The organism is Haemophilus parainfluenzae, assembly GCF_003252795.1.
GTDB lineage: Bacteria > Pseudomonadota > Gammaproteobacteria > Enterobacterales > Pasteurellaceae > Haemophilus_D > Haemophilus_D parainfluenzae_K.
In genome coordinates this window covers 331,187-347,358 of record NZ_QEPQ01000002.1, presented here as the reverse complement: position 1 = coordinate 347,358, position 16,172 = coordinate 331,187, and the positions used below count along the sequence as shown (strand labels likewise).

The window sequence follows — 16,172 nt, the reverse complement described above, 5'->3', positions numbered from 1 at the left end:
TTTTAAGCATCAATAAATACAAAATAACACTACATATTGTGTATTGACCGATAAATTAAAACTATATATAGTGCTTTCGTTTTTTTAAAGTTAGCTATATAGGAGTCATAAAATGAATGCTTTCTTCGTGATTAAGCGTGATGGTTCACGAATTTGGTTTGACCTACAACGTATTACTAATGCCATCAAAAAAGCGGCAAGTGCGGTCAATATTGTTGATGAAATGTATATCCATGCTCTGAGTCAGCAGATTAATACTGAAATTTTTAGTCACTATCAGTATGAAATTGATATCAACCAGATTCAAAAAATCGTTGAAAATCACTTAATGACAAGCAAGTATCCACAAATTGCACGTGCTTATATTGAATATCGTCACGATCGTGATCTTGCACGTGAAAAACGCAGCCAATTAACCAAAGAAATTGAAGGACTGATTGAGCAAAGTAACGTGGAATTGCTTAATGAAAACGCAAATAAAGATGCGAAAGTTATCCCTACCCAACGTGATTTACTGGCGGGTATTGTGGCAAAACATTATGCCAAACGTCATATTCTGCCAAGAGATGTTGTTGAAGCCCATGAAAAAGGGGAAATCCACTATCACGACTTAGACTACGCACCATTTTTCCCGATGTTTAACTGCATGCTCGTTGATCTAAAAGGCATGCTTTCGCATGGCTTTAAAATGGGTAATGCCGAAATTGAACCACCGAAATCTATCGGCACAGCAACAGCGGTTACCGCACAAATTATTGCTCAAGTAGCCAGCCATATTTATGGCGGTACAACTATTAATCGTATTGATGAAGTGCTTGCGCCTTATATTCAACTCAGTTTCGAAAAACATTTAAAAAATGCTGCACAATGGCAAATTCCTGATGCTGAAGGTTATGCAAAAGCGTTGATTGAAAAAGAATGTTTTGATGCGTTTCAATCCCTTGAATATGAAGTTAATACGCTCCATACGTCAAATGGTCAAACGCCGTTTGTCACCTTCGGTTTTGGCTTAGGTACAAGTTGGCAAGAACGTTTAATTCAGCAATCAATTTTGAAAAACCGTATTCGTGGCTTGGGTAAAAATCACAAAACGCCCGTCTTCCCTAAACTGGTCTTTACGATTAAAAAAGGTGTGAACCAAAACGAACAAGATCCAAACTATGATATTAAAAAACTGGCATTAGAATGCGCCTCAAAACGCATGTATCCAGATATTTTAAACTATGATCAAGTGGTCAAAGTCACCGGTTCATTCAAAGCGCCAATGGGTTGTCGTAGCTTCTTGGGTGCTTATGAAGAAAACGGTCATGAAGTGCATGATGGTCGCAATAATTTAGGCGTGGTGAGTTTGAATCTGCCTCGTATTGCCCTTGAAGCACAAGGAAACGAAGAAAAATTCTACCGCACTTTAGATGAACGCTTAGCCCTCGCGAAGAAAGCCTTGCTTACCCGTATTGCTCGCTTAGAAAATACTAAAGCTCGTGTCGCGCCAATTCTCTATATGGAAGGTGCTTGTGGCGTTCGCTTGAAAGCCGATGATAATGTTGCGGATATTTTCAAAAATGGACGAGCATCAATTTCTTTAGGCTATATTGGTATTCACGAAACCATCAATGCACTGTACAAACAAGGGCATATTTTTGACGATGAACAACTGCGTGAAAAAGGGATCGCGATTGTGCGTCGTTTAAATGAAGCGGTAAAACAATGGCAGAAAGAAACGGGTTATGCATTTAGCCTTTATTCCACACCAAGTGAAAACTTGTGTGATCGTTTCTGCCGTTTAGATACCAAACAATTTGGTGTCATTGACGGCGTTACCGATAAAGGCTACTACACTAATAGCTATCACTTAGATGTAGAGAAAAAAGTGAATCCATACGATAAATTAGACTTTGAAATGCCTTATCCTGAATTAGCGAGTGGCGGCTTTATCTGTTATGGCGAATACCCTAACATTCAACATAACCTGAAAGCACTCGAAGACGTATGGGATTATAGCTACGATCGTGTGCCTTATTACGGCACCAATACGCCAATTGATGAATGTTATGAATGTGGTTTTACAGGAGAGTTTAATTGCACAAGTAAAGGCTTTGTCTGTCCGAAATGCGGTAATCATGACAGTGCAAAAGTCTCCGTAACCCGACGGGTTTGTGGTTATCTCGGCAGTCCTGATGCTCGTCCATTCAATGCGGGCAAACAGGAAGAAGTAAAACGTCGAGTGAAACACCTATAATGTCGCAACATTGATTATGATAAAATAGCTCATCAAAAGTGAGCTATTTTTATTTCAATAAATAAGGAAGTCCCATGCCAACACTTACACAAATCACGCAATCCATTATGCAAGATCCCGACAATCAATCTTTTACTTCACAAGGCATTGAACCGCTTTTTGCCGCACCAACCACGGCTCGTATTAATATAGTCGGACAAGCTCCCGGAATTAAAGCGCAAGAAAGTCGTTTATATTGGAATGATAAAAGCGGTGATCGCCTACGTGAATGGCTAGGTGTGGATCGCGATACCTTTTATCATTCAGGTATGTTTGCTGTCATTCCAATGGATTTTTATTACCCTGGAAAAGGAAAATCGGGTGATTTACCACCGCGCAAAGGTTTTGCGGAAAAATGGCATCCAGCAATTCTCGCTAATCTACCCAATATTGAGCTGACGATTCTCATTGGACAATATGCACAAAAATATTATTTGCCAGAAAATAACCTTAATGTCACTGAGACGGTTCACCATTTCCGTGATTTTCTCCCTCAGTTTCTTCCGCTCGTTCATCCTTCTCCACGCAACCAAATTTGGCTCAAGAAGAATCCGTGGTTTGAACAAGAAATAGTACCAACATTACAAAAACAAGTGAAAGCGATTTTATCCCGTTAAACAAATATTCCACGAATAAAGAGCGGTCAAAAATATCTGATTTTGACCGCTCTTTGCTTTAATACTAATCAATTTTTAGTACCTCCCTATTTTCTGATTAAATACACTTATGCTAGAATCGCCAACTTCTTAAAATATATAGAAAAAAATATATAGGAAAAAATATATGCAACAAACTCCCATTACGGACTCGCAATCTAAAGCTTGGAATAAAAATGCAGTGGTATTCCTTGCTGATGTGATTCTCTTTTTTGTTTTATTAAACATTCTTCCTTTTGAGCCTTCTGCCAATAAAGGCTTAGCATTATTGGCATTCGTGGCTATTTTATGGTTAACAGAAGCGGTAAACGTGACTATCACGGCGCTATTTGTTCCTATTTTGTCGGTATTACTCGGATTGGTAAATAGTCGTGAGGCGCTTGTTGCCTTTGCTGATCCTACCATTTTCTTATTCTTTGGTGGTTTTGCGATTGCTACCGCATTAAATGTGCAAAAGATCGACAAAATGATTTCTAATAAAATCATGCAATTAGCAAAAGGTCGTCTCTTTGTTGCGGTGCTTTACCTTTTCTTAGCTACAGCATTTTTATCTATGTGGATGAGTAATACAGCAACTGCCGCGATGATGATTCCGCTTTCAATGACCATTCTGAGTCAATTAGATCAAAAAGAAGAACATAATACTTATGTATTTGTGCTTTTAGGGATCGCTTATAGTGCGACCATCGGTGGAATGGGAACGCTTGTGGGAAGCCCGCCTAATGCCATTGCCGCTTCACAGCTCCATTTAGACTTTGCTGACTGGTTAATGTATGGCACGCCAGTGATGTTAATTTTATTCCCGCTTATTATTGGTTGGTTATATATTGTATTTAAACCCAAATTAGGCCTTCATTTTGCTGCTGAATTTGAAAAAATTCACATGACCAAACAACGTATTTTAACGTTGGTCATTTTTATCACCGTAGCGATTCTTTGGATTTTTGGTGGATACCTTAACCCTATTATTTCTCAATTATTAGGCTTACCAAAACCAATTGGCAGTTTTGACAGTATGGTTGCACTCTCCGCAGCAATTGTCATTTGTGTAACTGGGATCGCAAGTTGGAAACAAGTACAAGAAAATACAGAATGGGGCGTGCTGTTCCTCTTCGGTGGCGGTTTAACCTTAAGCTCGGTATTGACTCAGTCTGGTGCAAGTAAAATCATGGCTGATGGTATTGTCTTCATCATTGAAGGCGGTCACTACTATGTGATGGCATTAATTGTTGCAGCCTTTATTGTCTGCTTGACTGAATTTACGTCAAACACTGCAAGTGCGGCTTTACTTGTCCCTATTTTTATTTCTATCGCACAAGCACTGAATATGCCACCGCTTGGTTTTGCGATGATTATCGGTCTAGGTGCATCTTGTGCCTTTATGATGCCAGTTGGTACCCCACCAAATGCGATTGTGTACTCGACAGGTTTTGTTAAACAATCAGAAATGATCCGCGTGGGTAAATTTATTGATTTAACCTGTATGCTAATTATCGGGACAATTGCTTATATCTTCTGGATGTAACCTTTAAAACCGAATAAGTGCGGTTAAAAACAAGATGATTTTTAACCGCACTTTTTTTATCTTATTTACGCAAACGTTTGCCTTGAATCAAAATTAACGTATAATTCGCACAATTTTTTTACTTAGGGAAACCAAATGAATAACAACCTGCTTTATACAGTGGAAGACAAACCACCTTTCGGATTGAGTTTACTCCTTGCCGCACAGCATTTACTTGCCGCACTAGGAGGAATTATTGCTGTACCATTGGTCATTGGTAACGTCTTAAAATTACCGACTGAAGATACCATTACATTAGTTAATGCAGCACTTTTAATTTCTGGTGTAGTAACCGTTATCCAATGTAAAGGCTTGGGGCCTATTGGTATTCGTTTACCAAGTGTGATGGGGACCAGTTTTACTTTCGTTGCTGCTGCACTTGCCATTGGTTTCAGTGAATATGGCATCGCTGGTATATTAGGTTCTTCTCTCATTGGTTCCTTAGTGATGATTATCGGCAGCTTTTTCATGCCGTATATTCGTAAATTATTCCCACCACTTGTGACGGGAACTGTCGTTATGATGATCGGCTTAAGCCTGATTCCAGTTGCCGTTGACTGGTTTGCAGGTGGTCAACGTGGTGATGCGAATTATGCGACGCCAGAAAATTTAATGATGGCGAGCTTTGTCTTAGTGATCGTGGTCGCTCTCGTGCAATGGGGTAAAGGCATTTTCTCTGCAGCCGCGATCGTTATTGGGATGATGACAGGCTATCTTGTGTGTTTAGCCATGGGATGGGTAAGCTTTGAAGGTGTAAAACAAGCACAAACTTTCGCGATTCCGCAACCACTGCACTTTGGCTTAGCTTTCCCAATTTCAGGTATTATCGGCATGTCCATTGCCTATTTAGTGACAATCGTTGAATCAAGCGGTAACTTCTTAGCACTAGGTAATGCCACCAAAACCGAAATTACTGGCAGACATTTACGCGGCGGGGTTTTAGCCGATGGTTTAGGATCAGCCTTAGCCGCCATTATGTCCACCACGCCATTCTCATCATTCTCACAAAACATTGGTGTCATTTCTCTAACTGGCGTGGCAAGCCGTCACGTGGTTGCGCTAACCGGTGTGCTTCTCGCTTTAGCCGGTTTATTCCCTGTATTCGGTGCATTAATTGTATCAATTCCATTACCAGTATTAGGTGGTGCAGGCTTAATGATGTTCGCGATGATTATCGCCGCGGGTATCCAAATGTTAGATAAAGTGGCGCGTAGCAAACGTAATGGTTTAATTATTGCCATTTCCATTGGCTGTGGCTTAGCGGTGACGACTCGTCCAGAATTGCTTGATAAATTACCGCACTTCTTCAAAGAAGTGCTCGGTTCAGGCATTACCGTAGGCTCATTACTTGCCTTAATTCTTAATCTTGTCCTTCCAGAAGATAAAGTGGAAGAAACAAAAGAATTAAAATAGATAGCGAATAAGGGCAGATTAACACTGCCCTTTTCTTTTCCTGTAAAACATTTCTAAAACGGACCGCACTTTGTTAAAATCAGGCATCATTTTCCATTTATCAAGGAATAAAAATGGCAGATTTACCTTTCTTAGTTGAGCTCAACGAACAAAATCTTACTGAAACGTTGCAACGTTCTGTTGAAACGCCACTTGTCATTAACTTTTATGCGCCAAGCCATAAAGAATCAGCTGATTTTGCAACAGTCCTACAACGTGTTGCAGAACAACATCAAGGACAATTTATCCTCGGCTTAGTCAATTGTGAAACAGAGCAAATGATTGCTGCTCAATTTCGTATTCAAGCATTGCCTACGACCTATCTTTTCAAAGAAGCTCAAGCAATAGATGCGTTCCCTGGTGCATTAGATGAAGCCAGCTTATTGCAACGTTTGAGTACGATTTTGCCAAAAGAAGAAGATTTAAAATTCCAAAAAGCTTTAGATTTTTTACAAGTGGAAGATTACAACTCCGCCCTTCCATTACTGAAAGAGGCTTGGGAGCTTTCAGATAAGAAAAACAGCGATGTGGCATTACTTTATGCGGAAACCTATATTGCGATGAAGAAAACGGAGCCGGCGGCAGATATTTTAGCGCAAATCCCTATTCAGGATCGCGACAGCCGTTGGCATGGATTACAAGCGCAGATTGAGCTTTTAATTAAAGCGGCTGATACGCCAGAAATTCAGCAATTACAAGCAGATTATGCGAAAAATCCAACGCCTGAAATTGCGTTGAAATTGGCAGTTCAGCTACATCAAGCCAATCGAAACGAAGAAGCATTGGATTTATTATTTAGCATTCTTAAACAAGATCTTTCTGCGGAAAATGGTGAAGTGAAACAACAGTTTTTATCTATTTTATCAGCCATTGGTAACGCAGATCCTATCACCAATAAATATCGCCGATTGCTGTATTCATTGCTTTACTAATACGATCAACTATTTTTTTATGCATGAAGGCTTTATAATGGACAGATTCCAAAAGCCTCATGCTTTATTTTATAAACAAAGGATTCTTTATGTCAGACGTTAAACACAGCAAATTATTAATTTTAGGTTCAGGCCCCGCAGGTTATACCGCCGCTATTTATGCCGCACGTGCAAACTTAAAACCTGTTTTAGTGACCGGTCTTCAACAAGGCGGGCAACTTACTACCACGGATGAAATTGAAAACTGGCCGGGTGATTTTGAAATGACAACTGGCCCAGGTTTAATGCAACGTATGTTGCAACACGCTGAAAAATTTGAAACGGAAATCGTGTTTGATCACATTAATAAAGTCGATTTATCTTCTCGCCCATTCAAACTTTATGGCGATATGCAAACCTTCACATGTGATGCATTAATCATCGCAACAGGCGCATCAGCACGTTATATCGGATTAGAATCTGAAACCGCTTATAAAGGCCGTGGCGTTTCAGCTTGCGCAACCTGTGATGGTTTCTTCTATCGCAATAAACCGGTTGCCGTTGTCGGTGGCGGAAATACCGCGGTTGAAGAAGCGCTTTATTTAGCTAATATTGCTTCTGAAGTGCACTTAATCCACCGTCGCGATAGTTTCCGAGCAGAAAAGATCTTAATCGATCGCTTATACAAAAAAGTCGAAGAAGGCAAAATCGTGCTTCATACTGACCGCACTTTGAATGAAGTGTTAGGCGATAACATGGGCGTAACAGGTGTACGTTTAGAAAACGTGAAAACTGGCGAAAAAGAAGACGTGAAATTAGACGGTTTATTTATTGCTATCGGCCATGCACCAAATACTGAAATCTTCCAAGGCCAGCTTGAACTTAACAACGGTTATATTGTTGTCAAATCAGGTCTTGAAGGCAATGCAACAGCGACTTCTGTGGAAGGCGTATTTGCTGCGGGTGATGTGATGGATCATAACTATCGCCAGGCCATTACTTCAGCAGGTACAGGCTGTATGGCTGCATTAGATGCTGAACGTTATTTAGATGCACAAGAATAAGTGCGCTAAATTCTCATGTAAGGTGCGTAAAACAAGGTTTCACGCACCTATTATTTTTCAAAGGTAGATTTTTTAATCCTCCATCCAACTCATCCTATCCTAGGATAAATAAAAACAATGGATAAACTTCGCCAAAAATATTTACAAAAATGGCTTCGTGCGCAGCAACAACCTGTTAAAAAATTAATGCGTACCAATATTGCCCTTGCCACACTGTCCTCCTTAATTCTGGTGGCTCAAACCTATTTTCTTGCGACATTGCTTGACAAGCTGATTATGCAAAATGTCGATCGCACTGAACTGGTTCCATATTTTATTGCATTAATCATTACTTTTGCTTTGCGTGCGGTCATTTTATGGCTACGCGAAAAAATTGGCTTTAAAGCAGGTCGATTACTACGCAACCATATGCGCCAAAAGATCTTAGATAAAATCCATCAAGTTGGACCGGCCACCATCAATAATAAACCAGCCGGTAGCTGGGCAAGTATCATGCTTGAACAAGTGGAAAATCTGCATAACTTCTATGCGCGCTTCTTACCACAACAAAGTTTGTCTACCATTGTACCAATGGTGATTTTAATTGCTGTATTCCCGCTTAACTGGGCGGCTGGACTGATTTTGATGGTCACTGCACCACTTGTACCAGTTTTTATGATTCTGGTAGGGATTGCGGCAGCAGACAGCAGCCAAAAAAATATGGCTACCCTTTCTCGCTTAAGTGCACAATTCTTGGATCGCTTACGCGGTTTAGAAACCTTGCGTCTTTTCAACCGCACTTCAGAACAAACACAACATATTGAAAGTACAACGGAAGACTTCCGTGAAACGACCATGACCGTACTTAAAATGGCGTTTCTCTCTTCTGCTGTATTAGAGTTTTTCACCTCCATTTCCATTGCTTTAATGGCGGTGTACTTTGGTTTTAGCTATTTAGGCCAAGTCGAATTTGGTACTTATGGCACCACGCTGACCTTATTTACCGGCTTTTTCTGCTTAATTCTGGCACCAGAGTTTTATCAACCATTGCGTGATCTTGGGACTTACTACCACGATCGTGCAGCAGGTATTGGTGCTGCTGATGCCATTGTCGATTTCTTAGAGGCAGATTATTTAATTGCACATCAAAGCAATGAACAAATTCCAGCGCAAAGTGCGGTCGAAATTCAGGCTGAAAATTTAGTGGCACTTTCTCCACAAGGTCAACCATTAACTAAGCCACTTTCATTCCATATTCCGAAAGAAAGCCATATTGCCCTTGTGGGTCAAAGTGGTGCAGGAAAAACCTCTTTAATCAATGTATTACTCGGTTTCTTGCCTTATGAAGGTAGCTTAAAAATTAACGGTGTGGAACTTAATCAAAGCCGTTTAAGCGACTGGCGCAAACAAATTGCTTGGGTCGGACAAAACCCATTACTACTACAAGGTAGCATCAAAGAAAATCTACTTTTGGGTGATATTCAAGCCACCGATGCACAAATCGAACAAGCCTTGATTTCTGCTCAAGCGAAAGAGTTTACCGATAAATTAGGTTTGGATAGCGAAATTAAAGATGGTGGCATGGGTGTATCTGTAGGCCAAGCTCAACGCTTAGCGATCGCTCGTGCTTTACTACGCAAAGGCAATTTATTATTACTCGATGAGCCAACGGCTAGCCTTGATGCTCAGTCTGAAAATCTGGTACTTGCTGCCCTTGCAGAAATGAGCCATAACCAAACGACCTTAATGATCACACACCGTATTGAAGATCTAAAACAATGTGACAATATTTTTGTGATGCAAGAAGGTGAAATTGTTCAACAAGGGCATTTCAACCAATTAAAAGATCAAGGCTTCTTTGCCGAATTATTGGCTCAACGAAAAGAGGATATTCAATAATGCGTGCTTTACTTCCCTTTTTACGTTTATTTAAATTTGCCAAGTTGCCTTTATTTTTAGGCTTGGTTTTAATGATCACAGGCTTAGCATCTAGTATTGGCTTGCTGACCATATCGGGTTGGTTTTTAGCGGCAACGGCCATTGCGGGTCTTGGCACGTTATTTAATTTCTTCTATCCTTCTGCCTCTGTGCGTGGGCTTGCCATTGGCCGTACCCTTTTCCGTTATTTTGAAAAGTTGGTGACACACGATGCGACTTTCCGCATTTTGGCTAAATTACGGGTACAAGTTTTTGAGAAAATTATTCCATTAAGCCCTGGTGTGTTAAATCGCTACCGTAACAGCGATTTGCTAAACCGCTTAGTGTCTGATGTGGATACGCTGGATAGTCTCTATCTTCGCTTAATTGCGCCATTTATTACGGCTATTTTTGTGATTCTAGCTATGTGTATTGGTCTAAGTTTTGTCAATGCACCTTTAGCCTTAGGTCTAGGTGCGAGCCTGCTTTTATTAGTATTCGTCATTCCAACCGTTTTCTACCAACTGGGTAAAAAATTTGGCGATAAACTTGTGCATTCACGTGCGCTTTATCGCACACAATTCTTAGAATTTATCCAAGCACAAGCTGAATTATTGCTCTTTAATGCTGAAGATAAATTGAAAGATAACATGGCTAAAACCGAAGCAAATTGGCAAGCAGATCAACAAAAAGAAGCCAATTTAAGCGGATTTTCAACCGCACTTTCACTCTTCTTAAATGGTTTAATTATTGCCGCAATGTTGTGGTTTAGCTCACAAGCGGAATTTGGCAACGATGAATATCGTATGGCGTTTATTGCGCTTTTCACTTTTGCCGCCCTTGCATCATTTGAAATCTTAATGCCCTTAGGTTCGGCGTTCTTACATATCGGACAAGTAATTGCGTCAGCTGAACGCGTGACAGATATTATCGAACAGCAACCATTAGTGACTTTTAATGGCAAAGCAGAGTTCGATCAAAACACCACAACATTAATTGAAGCGAAAGATCTTTCTTTCACTTATCCTGAACGTCAAAATCGTGCTTTAGAAAACCTGAATTTAACCATTCAAAAAGGTAGAAAAGTCGCAATTTTAGGTAAAACAGGTAGCGGAAAATCCACGTTATTACAGCTTTTAGTGCGTAATTATGATGCCAATCAAGGAGAATTATTCCTTGCTGGAAAACCGATTACCGATTATGCAGAAGACACATTACGCAGCCAATTCTGCTTTTTAACACAACGTGTTCATGTATTTAGCGATACACTTCGTCAAAATCTGCAATTCGCAAGAGCAGTCAATATTTCAGATGAAAAAATGATCGAGGTGTTAAATCAGGTTGGTTTAGGCAAATTGTTGGAACAAGAACAAGGTTTAGATATTTGGCTAGGGGATGGAGGCCGTCCACTTTCTGGTGGAGAACAACGTCGTTTGGGCTTAGCTCGTATTCTGCTTAATGATGCGCCAATTTTATTATTAGATGAGCCAACTGAAGGTTTAGACCGCGAAACTGAGCGCCAAATTCTGCGTTTAATTCTTGCCCATGCTGAAAATAAAACTTTAATTATGGTGACTCACCGCTTAACGGCGATCGAGCAATTTGATGAACTTTGTGTGATTGATGAAGCGAAGCTAATTGAAAAAGGCACTTATGCAGAATTATTGCAATTAGAAAGAGGGTTCTTCAAACAATTAATGGAGCGAGTGTAAAATAAGAAAGGATAAGTTGGGTGGAAATCTTCCCAGCTTATTCTCGGCACACAGAAATTCCGACTTTGGCTGCTTTCTTCCGAACCTGACCGAGTAAACCGGACACCGTTGCGAGAGACCGAGAAGATTTCCATTGATATCGCAATGCGATTAGGTGGGCTATTATGCAAGAATTGGTCCTGTATTGCAAAGGTTAATTTATCAATTCGGTGAATTTGACGAGAAAATCAACCGCACTTTTAAGGCAAAAACCATGAACTATCTCCAATACTACCCTACTGATGTTGTAAATGGCGAAGGCACACGTTGTACCCTTTTCGTTAGCGGTTGTACGCATGGTTGCCGTGGTTGCTACAATCAAAAGAGCTGGTCTTTTGATAATGGCGTATTATTTGATGAAGCGATGGAACAACAAATCATCAATGATTTAAAAGATACGCGCATTAAACGTCAAGGGCTCACACTTTCTGGTGGGGATCCGATGCATCCTCGTAATGTTGAAGCCTTACTTCCTTTTGTTCAACGTGTAAAAAAAGAATGTCCAGATAAGGATATTTGGGTGTGGACGGGTTATAAACTGGATGAACTTGATGATTATCAACGTCAAATGTTACCTTATATTGACGTGCTCATTGATGGAAAATTTATACAAGAACAGGCTGACCCAAGCTTGGTTTGGCGTGGTTCAGCCAATCAAGTGATTTATCGTTTTAAGGTTTAACCGAATAAGGTTAAGCTATTCTGCCAAGCCGTTTCTTTAATCACTTCAGCATTTTCACTTCTTAAACGGCATAACGCCTCAAAGGTGTGAACAATCCGTTCTGGTCGATTAGGTTGTCCTTGAAAGCCAAACACCGGCATATCTGGTGTATCCGTTTCTAACACCAACGCCTCTAATGGTAACTTCGCAATCGCTTGGCGCGTTTTATTCGCTCGTTCATAAGTAATCGTGCCGCCTACGCCAATTTTATAGCCTAAATCCACAAATCGTTTTGCTTGATCATAACTTCCAGAAAAACCATGCACCACACCACATTTTGACAAATTGGCCTGTTTTAAAAAGCGGAATAATTGCTCATGGGATTTTCGACTATGTAAATTGACCGACAGATTGTATTTCTTCGCTAAATAAAGCTGACTTTCCAAAAAGTGCTGTTGCTTTTGCCATAATTCATCTGTCAATAAATCAGGAATCGCACATTCTAAGCCTATTTCTGCTACGGCTGTACAATTTTGATCACGTACAGATAACGCCGTATCCAAAATTTCTAAATCATGCTCTTGGTGTTCTTTGATATAAAGAGGATGCAACCCAAGTCCACAATAAAGATGCTCAGGGAAAAGTGCGGTCATATTTTGGATCGTTTTAAAATCCGACTCTTTTACCGCCACAATTAAGATTTTCTGTACATCAGCTTGTTTAGCATTCTTCACGAGCAGAGCTAATGGATCTCCCGTGTCATGATGAAGATAATCGAGGTGGGTATGAGTATCGAAGAAAGGCATAGTGTTATTTCACTTAAGAAAAAAGGTGTGTAGATTACGCATCCACACACCGAGTTAATTATTCTACAGACACCGATGTAATTACGACATCTTCTGTTGGAACGTCTTGGTGGAAACCTTTATTACCAGTTTTTACTTTTTTGATTTTATCAACCACATCCATGCCTTCAACCACTTCACCGAATACGGCATAGCCCCATTCTTGTACCACTTCACGACCAAACATCTCTTTTGAACGGTAGTTTAAGAAGTCATTATCTGCCACGTTAATGAAGAATTGTGCCGTTGCAGAATGTGGATCAGAGGTACGCGCCATGGCGATTGTGCCACGTTTATTGCTTAAACGATTGTTTGCTTCATTTTGGATCGGTGCATTTGTTGCTTTTTCACGCATTCCGCTTTCCATACCACCGCCTTGGATCATAAATCCATCAATAACACGGTGGAAAATTGTGTTATTATAGAAACCGTTTTTACAATAATTTAAAAAGTTTTCTGCGGTGATTGGCGCTTTATCAAAATCAAGTTTAATTTTAATATCGCCAAAATTTGTGTGTAATGTAACCATGTTGTTTTCCTCTTGAAAATTAAGGCATTCATTATTCCACAAATGGCGAGAAAGTGCCACCATGAGCAGAAAAAGTGCGGTCGTTTTCCAACCAGTTCTAAGAGAAAAAATATGTTAAAGATCTTTAATACCCTCACTCGAGAAAAAGAAGTGTTCAAACCTATCCATGAAGGAAAAGTGGGTATGTATGTGTGCGGCGTGACCGTTTACGATTTATGCCATATTGGCCACGGCCGTACCTTTGTGTGTTTTGATGTGATTGCTCGCTACTTACGCTCTTTAGGCTACGATTTGACTTATGTGCGTAATATCACGGATGTAGACGATAAAATCATTAAACGTGCATTAGAAAACAAAGAAACCTGCGATCAACTTGTGGATCGTATGGTGCAAGAAATGTATAAAGATTTTGATGCATTAAACGTATTACGCCCTGATTTTGAGCCTCGTGCAACACACCATATCCCTGAAATTATTGAAATTGTGGAAAAATTGATTGCTCGTGGTCATGCTTATGTTGCAGACAATGGCGACGTGATGTTTGATGTGGAAAGCTTTAAAGAATACGGCAAATTATCGCGCCAAGATCTCGACCAGTTACAAGCGGGTGCACGTATTGAAATTAATGAAATCAAGAAAAATCCAATGGATTTCGTGCTTTGGAAAATGTCAAAAGAAAACGAACCAAGCTGGCCATCACCATGGGGCGCAGGTCGTCCAGGTTGGCACATTGAATGTTCGGCAATGAACTGTAAACAACTTGGTGAGCATTTTGATATTCACGGTGGCGGTTCTGACCTAATGTTCCCGCATCACGAAAATGAAATTGCGCAATCTTGCTGTGCTCATGGCGGCCAATATGTGAATTATTGGATCCATTCCGGCATGATCATGGTAGATAAAGAAAAAATGTCGAAATCTCTCGGCAACTTCTTCACTATTCGTGATGTATTAAACCACTACAATGCAGAAGCGGTGCGTTATTTCTTATTAACGGCACACTATCGCAGCCAGCTTAACTACAGTGAAGAAAACCTGAACTTAGCACAAGGTGCATTAGAACGTTTGTACACGGCTTTACGTGGCACCAATCAAAGTGCGGTCGCTTCAGGCGGTGAAAATTTTGTGGAAGCCTTCCGTGAAGCAATGGACGATGATTTCAATACGCCGAATGCCCTTTCTGTCTTATTTGAAATGGCGCGTGAAATCAATAAATTGAAAACTGAAGATGCAGAAAAAGCCAATGGCCTTGCTGCGCGTTTACGTGAATTAGCGGGTATCTTAGGTTTACTTCAACAAGATCCAGAAAAATTCTTACAAGCAGGCTCTAACGATGATGAAGTCGCAAAAATTGAAGCGCTCATCAAACAACGCAACGAAGCGCGTGCTGCTAAAGATTGGGCTGCTGCAGATGCGGCTCGTAATGAACTCACTGCAATGGGAATTGTGTTAGAAGACGGCCCTAACGGCACGACGTGGCGTAAACAATAATCTCACTTTGATACAAAAACTGCGGTCAAATTGACCGCAGTTTTTCTTTTAAGAAGAAAGCATTACATTTTCGGTTTTTCCATTGTTTTTGCTTTTTTCTTCATTTCTTTTGCTTTCATTTCTTTTGTTTTCATATCATCAGATTTCATTCCTTCTGATTTCATATTATCCATTTTCATGTCGTGAGATTTCATATCATGAGATTTCATCATCCCATCAGATGCCATTTTGTCATTTTGCATTGGCATAGCGTCTTTTGTCATCGGCATGGAATCTTTTGTCATCGGCATGGAATCTTTTGCCATCGACATTTCATTAGATTTCATATCGGTCGCATAAAGACTGGTTGCGAAGAAAAGTGCAGCAATAGCAGTAAAGGTTGTTTTTGAAGTAATATTTTTCATTTTGAATCTTCCTTAATTTGTGAATAATTAGCATTGGATGGAAAGGTTTCCCCTTTCATTATCATTAGACGAATGAGAAATCTATTTCTTACACTTTTTTCAAGGAAAAAATATGGAAACTGGAATTTCCAATAAAGACTTGGCTCAAATTAGAGAGCAAATGCTGAAATTTGCCACATTACAGGTGGGCGATTCTGTATTAGCTGAAGATTTGGTGCAAGAGAGTTTTTTAAGTGCATTTAACCATCTTGAGCAATTTAAACGACAAGCGGCATTTAAGACCTGGGTCTTTGCTATCTTAAAAAATAAAATCATTGATTTTCTTCGCCAGAAAGGCAAATTAGTGCTAGAAACCGAAATTGAAGATGAAGAACAAACTAATCATTTCTTTGATGAAGGGGGCCACTGGAAAGCTGAACATTCTCCACTCGATCTCGAACTGAGCGAAAGTGCGGTCTATTCTGAAGAATTCTGGCTGATTTTTGAAACTTGCTTAACTTGCCTGCCAGCCAAACAAGCCAAGATTTTTATGATGAGAGAGTTTTTGGAATTATCTTCCGAAGAAATTTGCCAAGAAAATCAACTAAGCATAAGTAACTTGCACACGACACTCTATCGTGCTCGCTTACAACTTCAAAACTGCTTATCTCATAAACTTTAAGGAGTGATT

14 protein-coding genes and 1 other RNA gene are annotated in these 16,172 nt (G+C 40.0%); 11 read left to right on the top strand and 4 right to left on the bottom strand.

The window, feature by feature from the left end:
* Positions 1-112 precede the first annotated feature (112 nt).
* The 8 genes from nrdD to cydC all read left to right on the top strand — a co-directional run bounded on the left by nrdD (position 113) and on the right by cydC (position 11,533).
* Positions 113-2,239: an anaerobic ribonucleoside-triphosphate reductase gene (nrdD, locus tag DPV81_RS04230; RefSeq protein WP_111386899.1), complete on the top strand. Its 2,127-nt coding sequence runs from the start codon at positions 113-115 to the stop codon at positions 2,237-2,239.
* Between the two features lie 74 nt (positions 2,240-2,313).
* Positions 2,314-2,895, top strand: a complete 582-nt coding sequence (locus DPV81_RS04225) for a uracil-DNA glycosylase family protein (RefSeq protein WP_111386897.1) — start codon at positions 2,314-2,316, stop codon at positions 2,893-2,895.
* A 166-nt stretch (positions 2,896-3,061) separates the two neighbouring features.
* Complete coding sequence (locus DPV81_RS04220; RefSeq protein ID WP_165818958.1) at positions 3,062-4,459, top strand: DASS family sodium-coupled anion symporter; 1,398 nt, start codon at positions 3,062-3,064, stop codon at positions 4,457-4,459.
* Positions 4,460-4,594: 135 nt separating this feature from the next.
* Entirely contained in the window at positions 4,595-5,911 is a 1,317-nt protein-coding gene (locus tag DPV81_RS04215) for a nucleobase:cation symporter-2 family protein (RefSeq protein WP_049370115.1), read from the top strand.
* A 113-nt stretch (positions 5,912-6,024) separates the two neighbouring features.
* Positions 6,025-6,882, top strand: a complete 858-nt coding sequence (locus DPV81_RS04210) for a co-chaperone YbbN (RefSeq protein WP_111386895.1) — start codon at positions 6,025-6,027, stop codon at positions 6,880-6,882.
* Between the two features lie 89 nt (positions 6,883-6,971).
* Positions 6,972-7,925: a thioredoxin-disulfide reductase gene (gene trxB / locus DPV81_RS04205; RefSeq protein WP_005699879.1), complete on the top strand. Its 954-nt coding sequence runs from the start codon at positions 6,972-6,974 to the stop codon at positions 7,923-7,925.
* A gap of 117 nt (positions 7,926-8,042) precedes the next feature.
* Complete coding sequence (gene cydD, locus DPV81_RS04200; protein ID WP_111386893.1) at positions 8,043-9,803, top strand: heme ABC transporter permease/ATP-binding protein CydD; 1,761 nt, start codon at positions 8,043-8,045, stop codon at positions 9,801-9,803.
* A complete protein-coding gene (gene cydC / locus DPV81_RS04195) occupies positions 9,803-11,533 on the top strand; it encodes a heme ABC transporter ATP-binding protein/permease CydC (protein ID WP_111386892.1) in 1,731 nt (576 codons plus the stop codon). The genes cydD and cydC overlap by 1 nt, the downstream gene beginning before the upstream one ends.
* A 26-nt stretch (positions 11,534-11,559) precedes the next feature.
* Here cydC and ffs read toward each other — a convergent pair.
* An RNA gene (gene ffs, locus DPV81_RS04190) (signal recognition particle sRNA small type) lies at positions 11,560-11,658 on the bottom strand.
* 128 nt (positions 11,659-11,786) lie between these two features.
* Here ffs and nrdG point away from each other — a divergent pair.
* A complete protein-coding gene (gene nrdG, locus DPV81_RS04185) occupies positions 11,787-12,254 on the top strand; it encodes an anaerobic ribonucleoside-triphosphate reductase-activating protein (RefSeq protein WP_005696501.1) in 468 nt (155 codons plus the stop codon).
* Here nrdG and DPV81_RS04180 read toward each other — a convergent pair.
* Both DPV81_RS04180 and DPV81_RS04175 read right to left on the bottom strand, forming a co-directional pair.
* On the bottom strand, positions 12,251-13,039 hold the full coding sequence (locus tag DPV81_RS04180; protein WP_111386890.1) for a TatD family hydrolase: 789 nt from the start codon (positions 13,037-13,039) through the stop codon (positions 12,251-12,253). The genes nrdG and DPV81_RS04180 overlap by 4 nt on opposite strands.
* 58 nt (positions 13,040-13,097) lie before the next feature.
* On the bottom strand, positions 13,098-13,607 hold the full coding sequence (locus DPV81_RS04175; protein WP_005699853.1) for a peptidylprolyl isomerase: 510 nt from the start codon (positions 13,605-13,607) through the stop codon (positions 13,098-13,100).
* Between the two features lie 111 nt (positions 13,608-13,718).
* Here DPV81_RS04175 and cysS point away from each other — a divergent pair, with 111 nt between their 5' ends.
* Positions 13,719-15,098: a cysteine--tRNA ligase gene (gene cysS, locus DPV81_RS04170; RefSeq protein WP_111386889.1), complete on the top strand. Its 1,380-nt coding sequence runs from the start codon at positions 13,719-13,721 to the stop codon at positions 15,096-15,098.
* A 62-nt stretch (positions 15,099-15,160) separates the two neighbouring features.
* Here cysS and DPV81_RS04165 read toward each other — a convergent pair whose 3' ends face one another.
* Positions 15,161-15,502, bottom strand: coding sequence for a hypothetical protein (locus DPV81_RS04165; RefSeq protein WP_049370109.1), 342 nt, complete (start codon positions 15,500-15,502; stop codon positions 15,161-15,163).
* Positions 15,503-15,614: 112 nt separating this feature from the next.
* Between DPV81_RS04165 and DPV81_RS04160 the strand changes: the two genes are divergently transcribed.
* Complete coding sequence (locus DPV81_RS04160; protein ID WP_049366227.1) at positions 15,615-16,163, top strand: sigma-70 family RNA polymerase sigma factor; 549 nt, start codon at positions 15,615-15,617, stop codon at positions 16,161-16,163.
* Positions 16,164-16,172 lie beyond the last annotated feature (9 nt).

Excerpts from the sequence above, each read along its gene's own strand:
- nrdD (WP_111386899.1), top strand. The coding sequence starts at position 113 with ATGAATGCTTTCTTCGTGATTAAGCGTGATGGTTCACGAATTTGGTTT.
- DPV81_RS04225 (WP_111386897.1), top strand. The coding sequence starts at position 2,314 with ATGCCAACACTTACACAAATCACGCAATCCATTATGCAAGATCCCGAC.
- DPV81_RS04220 (WP_165818958.1), top strand. The coding sequence starts at position 3,062 with ATGCAACAAACTCCCATTACGGACTCGCAATCTAAAGCTTGGAATAAA.
- DPV81_RS04215 (WP_049370115.1), top strand. The coding sequence starts at position 4,595 with ATGAATAACAACCTGCTTTATACAGTGGAAGACAAACCACCTTTCGGA.
- DPV81_RS04210 (WP_111386895.1), top strand. The coding sequence starts at position 6,025 with ATGGCAGATTTACCTTTCTTAGTTGAGCTCAACGAACAAAATCTTACT.
- trxB (WP_005699879.1), top strand. The coding sequence starts at position 6,972 with ATGTCAGACGTTAAACACAGCAAATTATTAATTTTAGGTTCAGGCCCC.
- cydD (WP_111386893.1), top strand. The coding sequence starts at position 8,043 with ATGGATAAACTTCGCCAAAAATATTTACAAAAATGGCTTCGTGCGCAG.
- cydC (WP_111386892.1), top strand. The coding sequence starts at position 9,803 with ATGCGTGCTTTACTTCCCTTTTTACGTTTATTTAAATTTGCCAAGTTG.
- nrdG (WP_005696501.1), top strand. The coding sequence starts at position 11,787 with ATGAACTATCTCCAATACTACCCTACTGATGTTGTAAATGGCGAAGGC.
- DPV81_RS04180 (WP_111386890.1), bottom strand. The coding sequence starts at position 13,039 with ATGCCTTTCTTCGATACTCATACCCACCTCGATTATCTTCATCATGAC.
- DPV81_RS04175 (WP_005699853.1), bottom strand. The coding sequence starts at position 13,607 with ATGGTTACATTACACACAAATTTTGGCGATATTAAAATTAAACTTGAT.
- cysS (WP_111386889.1), top strand. The coding sequence starts at position 13,719 with ATGTTAAAGATCTTTAATACCCTCACTCGAGAAAAAGAAGTGTTCAAA.
- DPV81_RS04165 (WP_049370109.1), bottom strand. The coding sequence starts at position 15,502 with ATGAAAAATATTACTTCAAAAACAACCTTTACTGCTATTGCTGCACTT.
- DPV81_RS04160 (WP_049366227.1), top strand. The coding sequence starts at position 15,615 with ATGGAAACTGGAATTTCCAATAAAGACTTGGCTCAAATTAGAGAGCAA.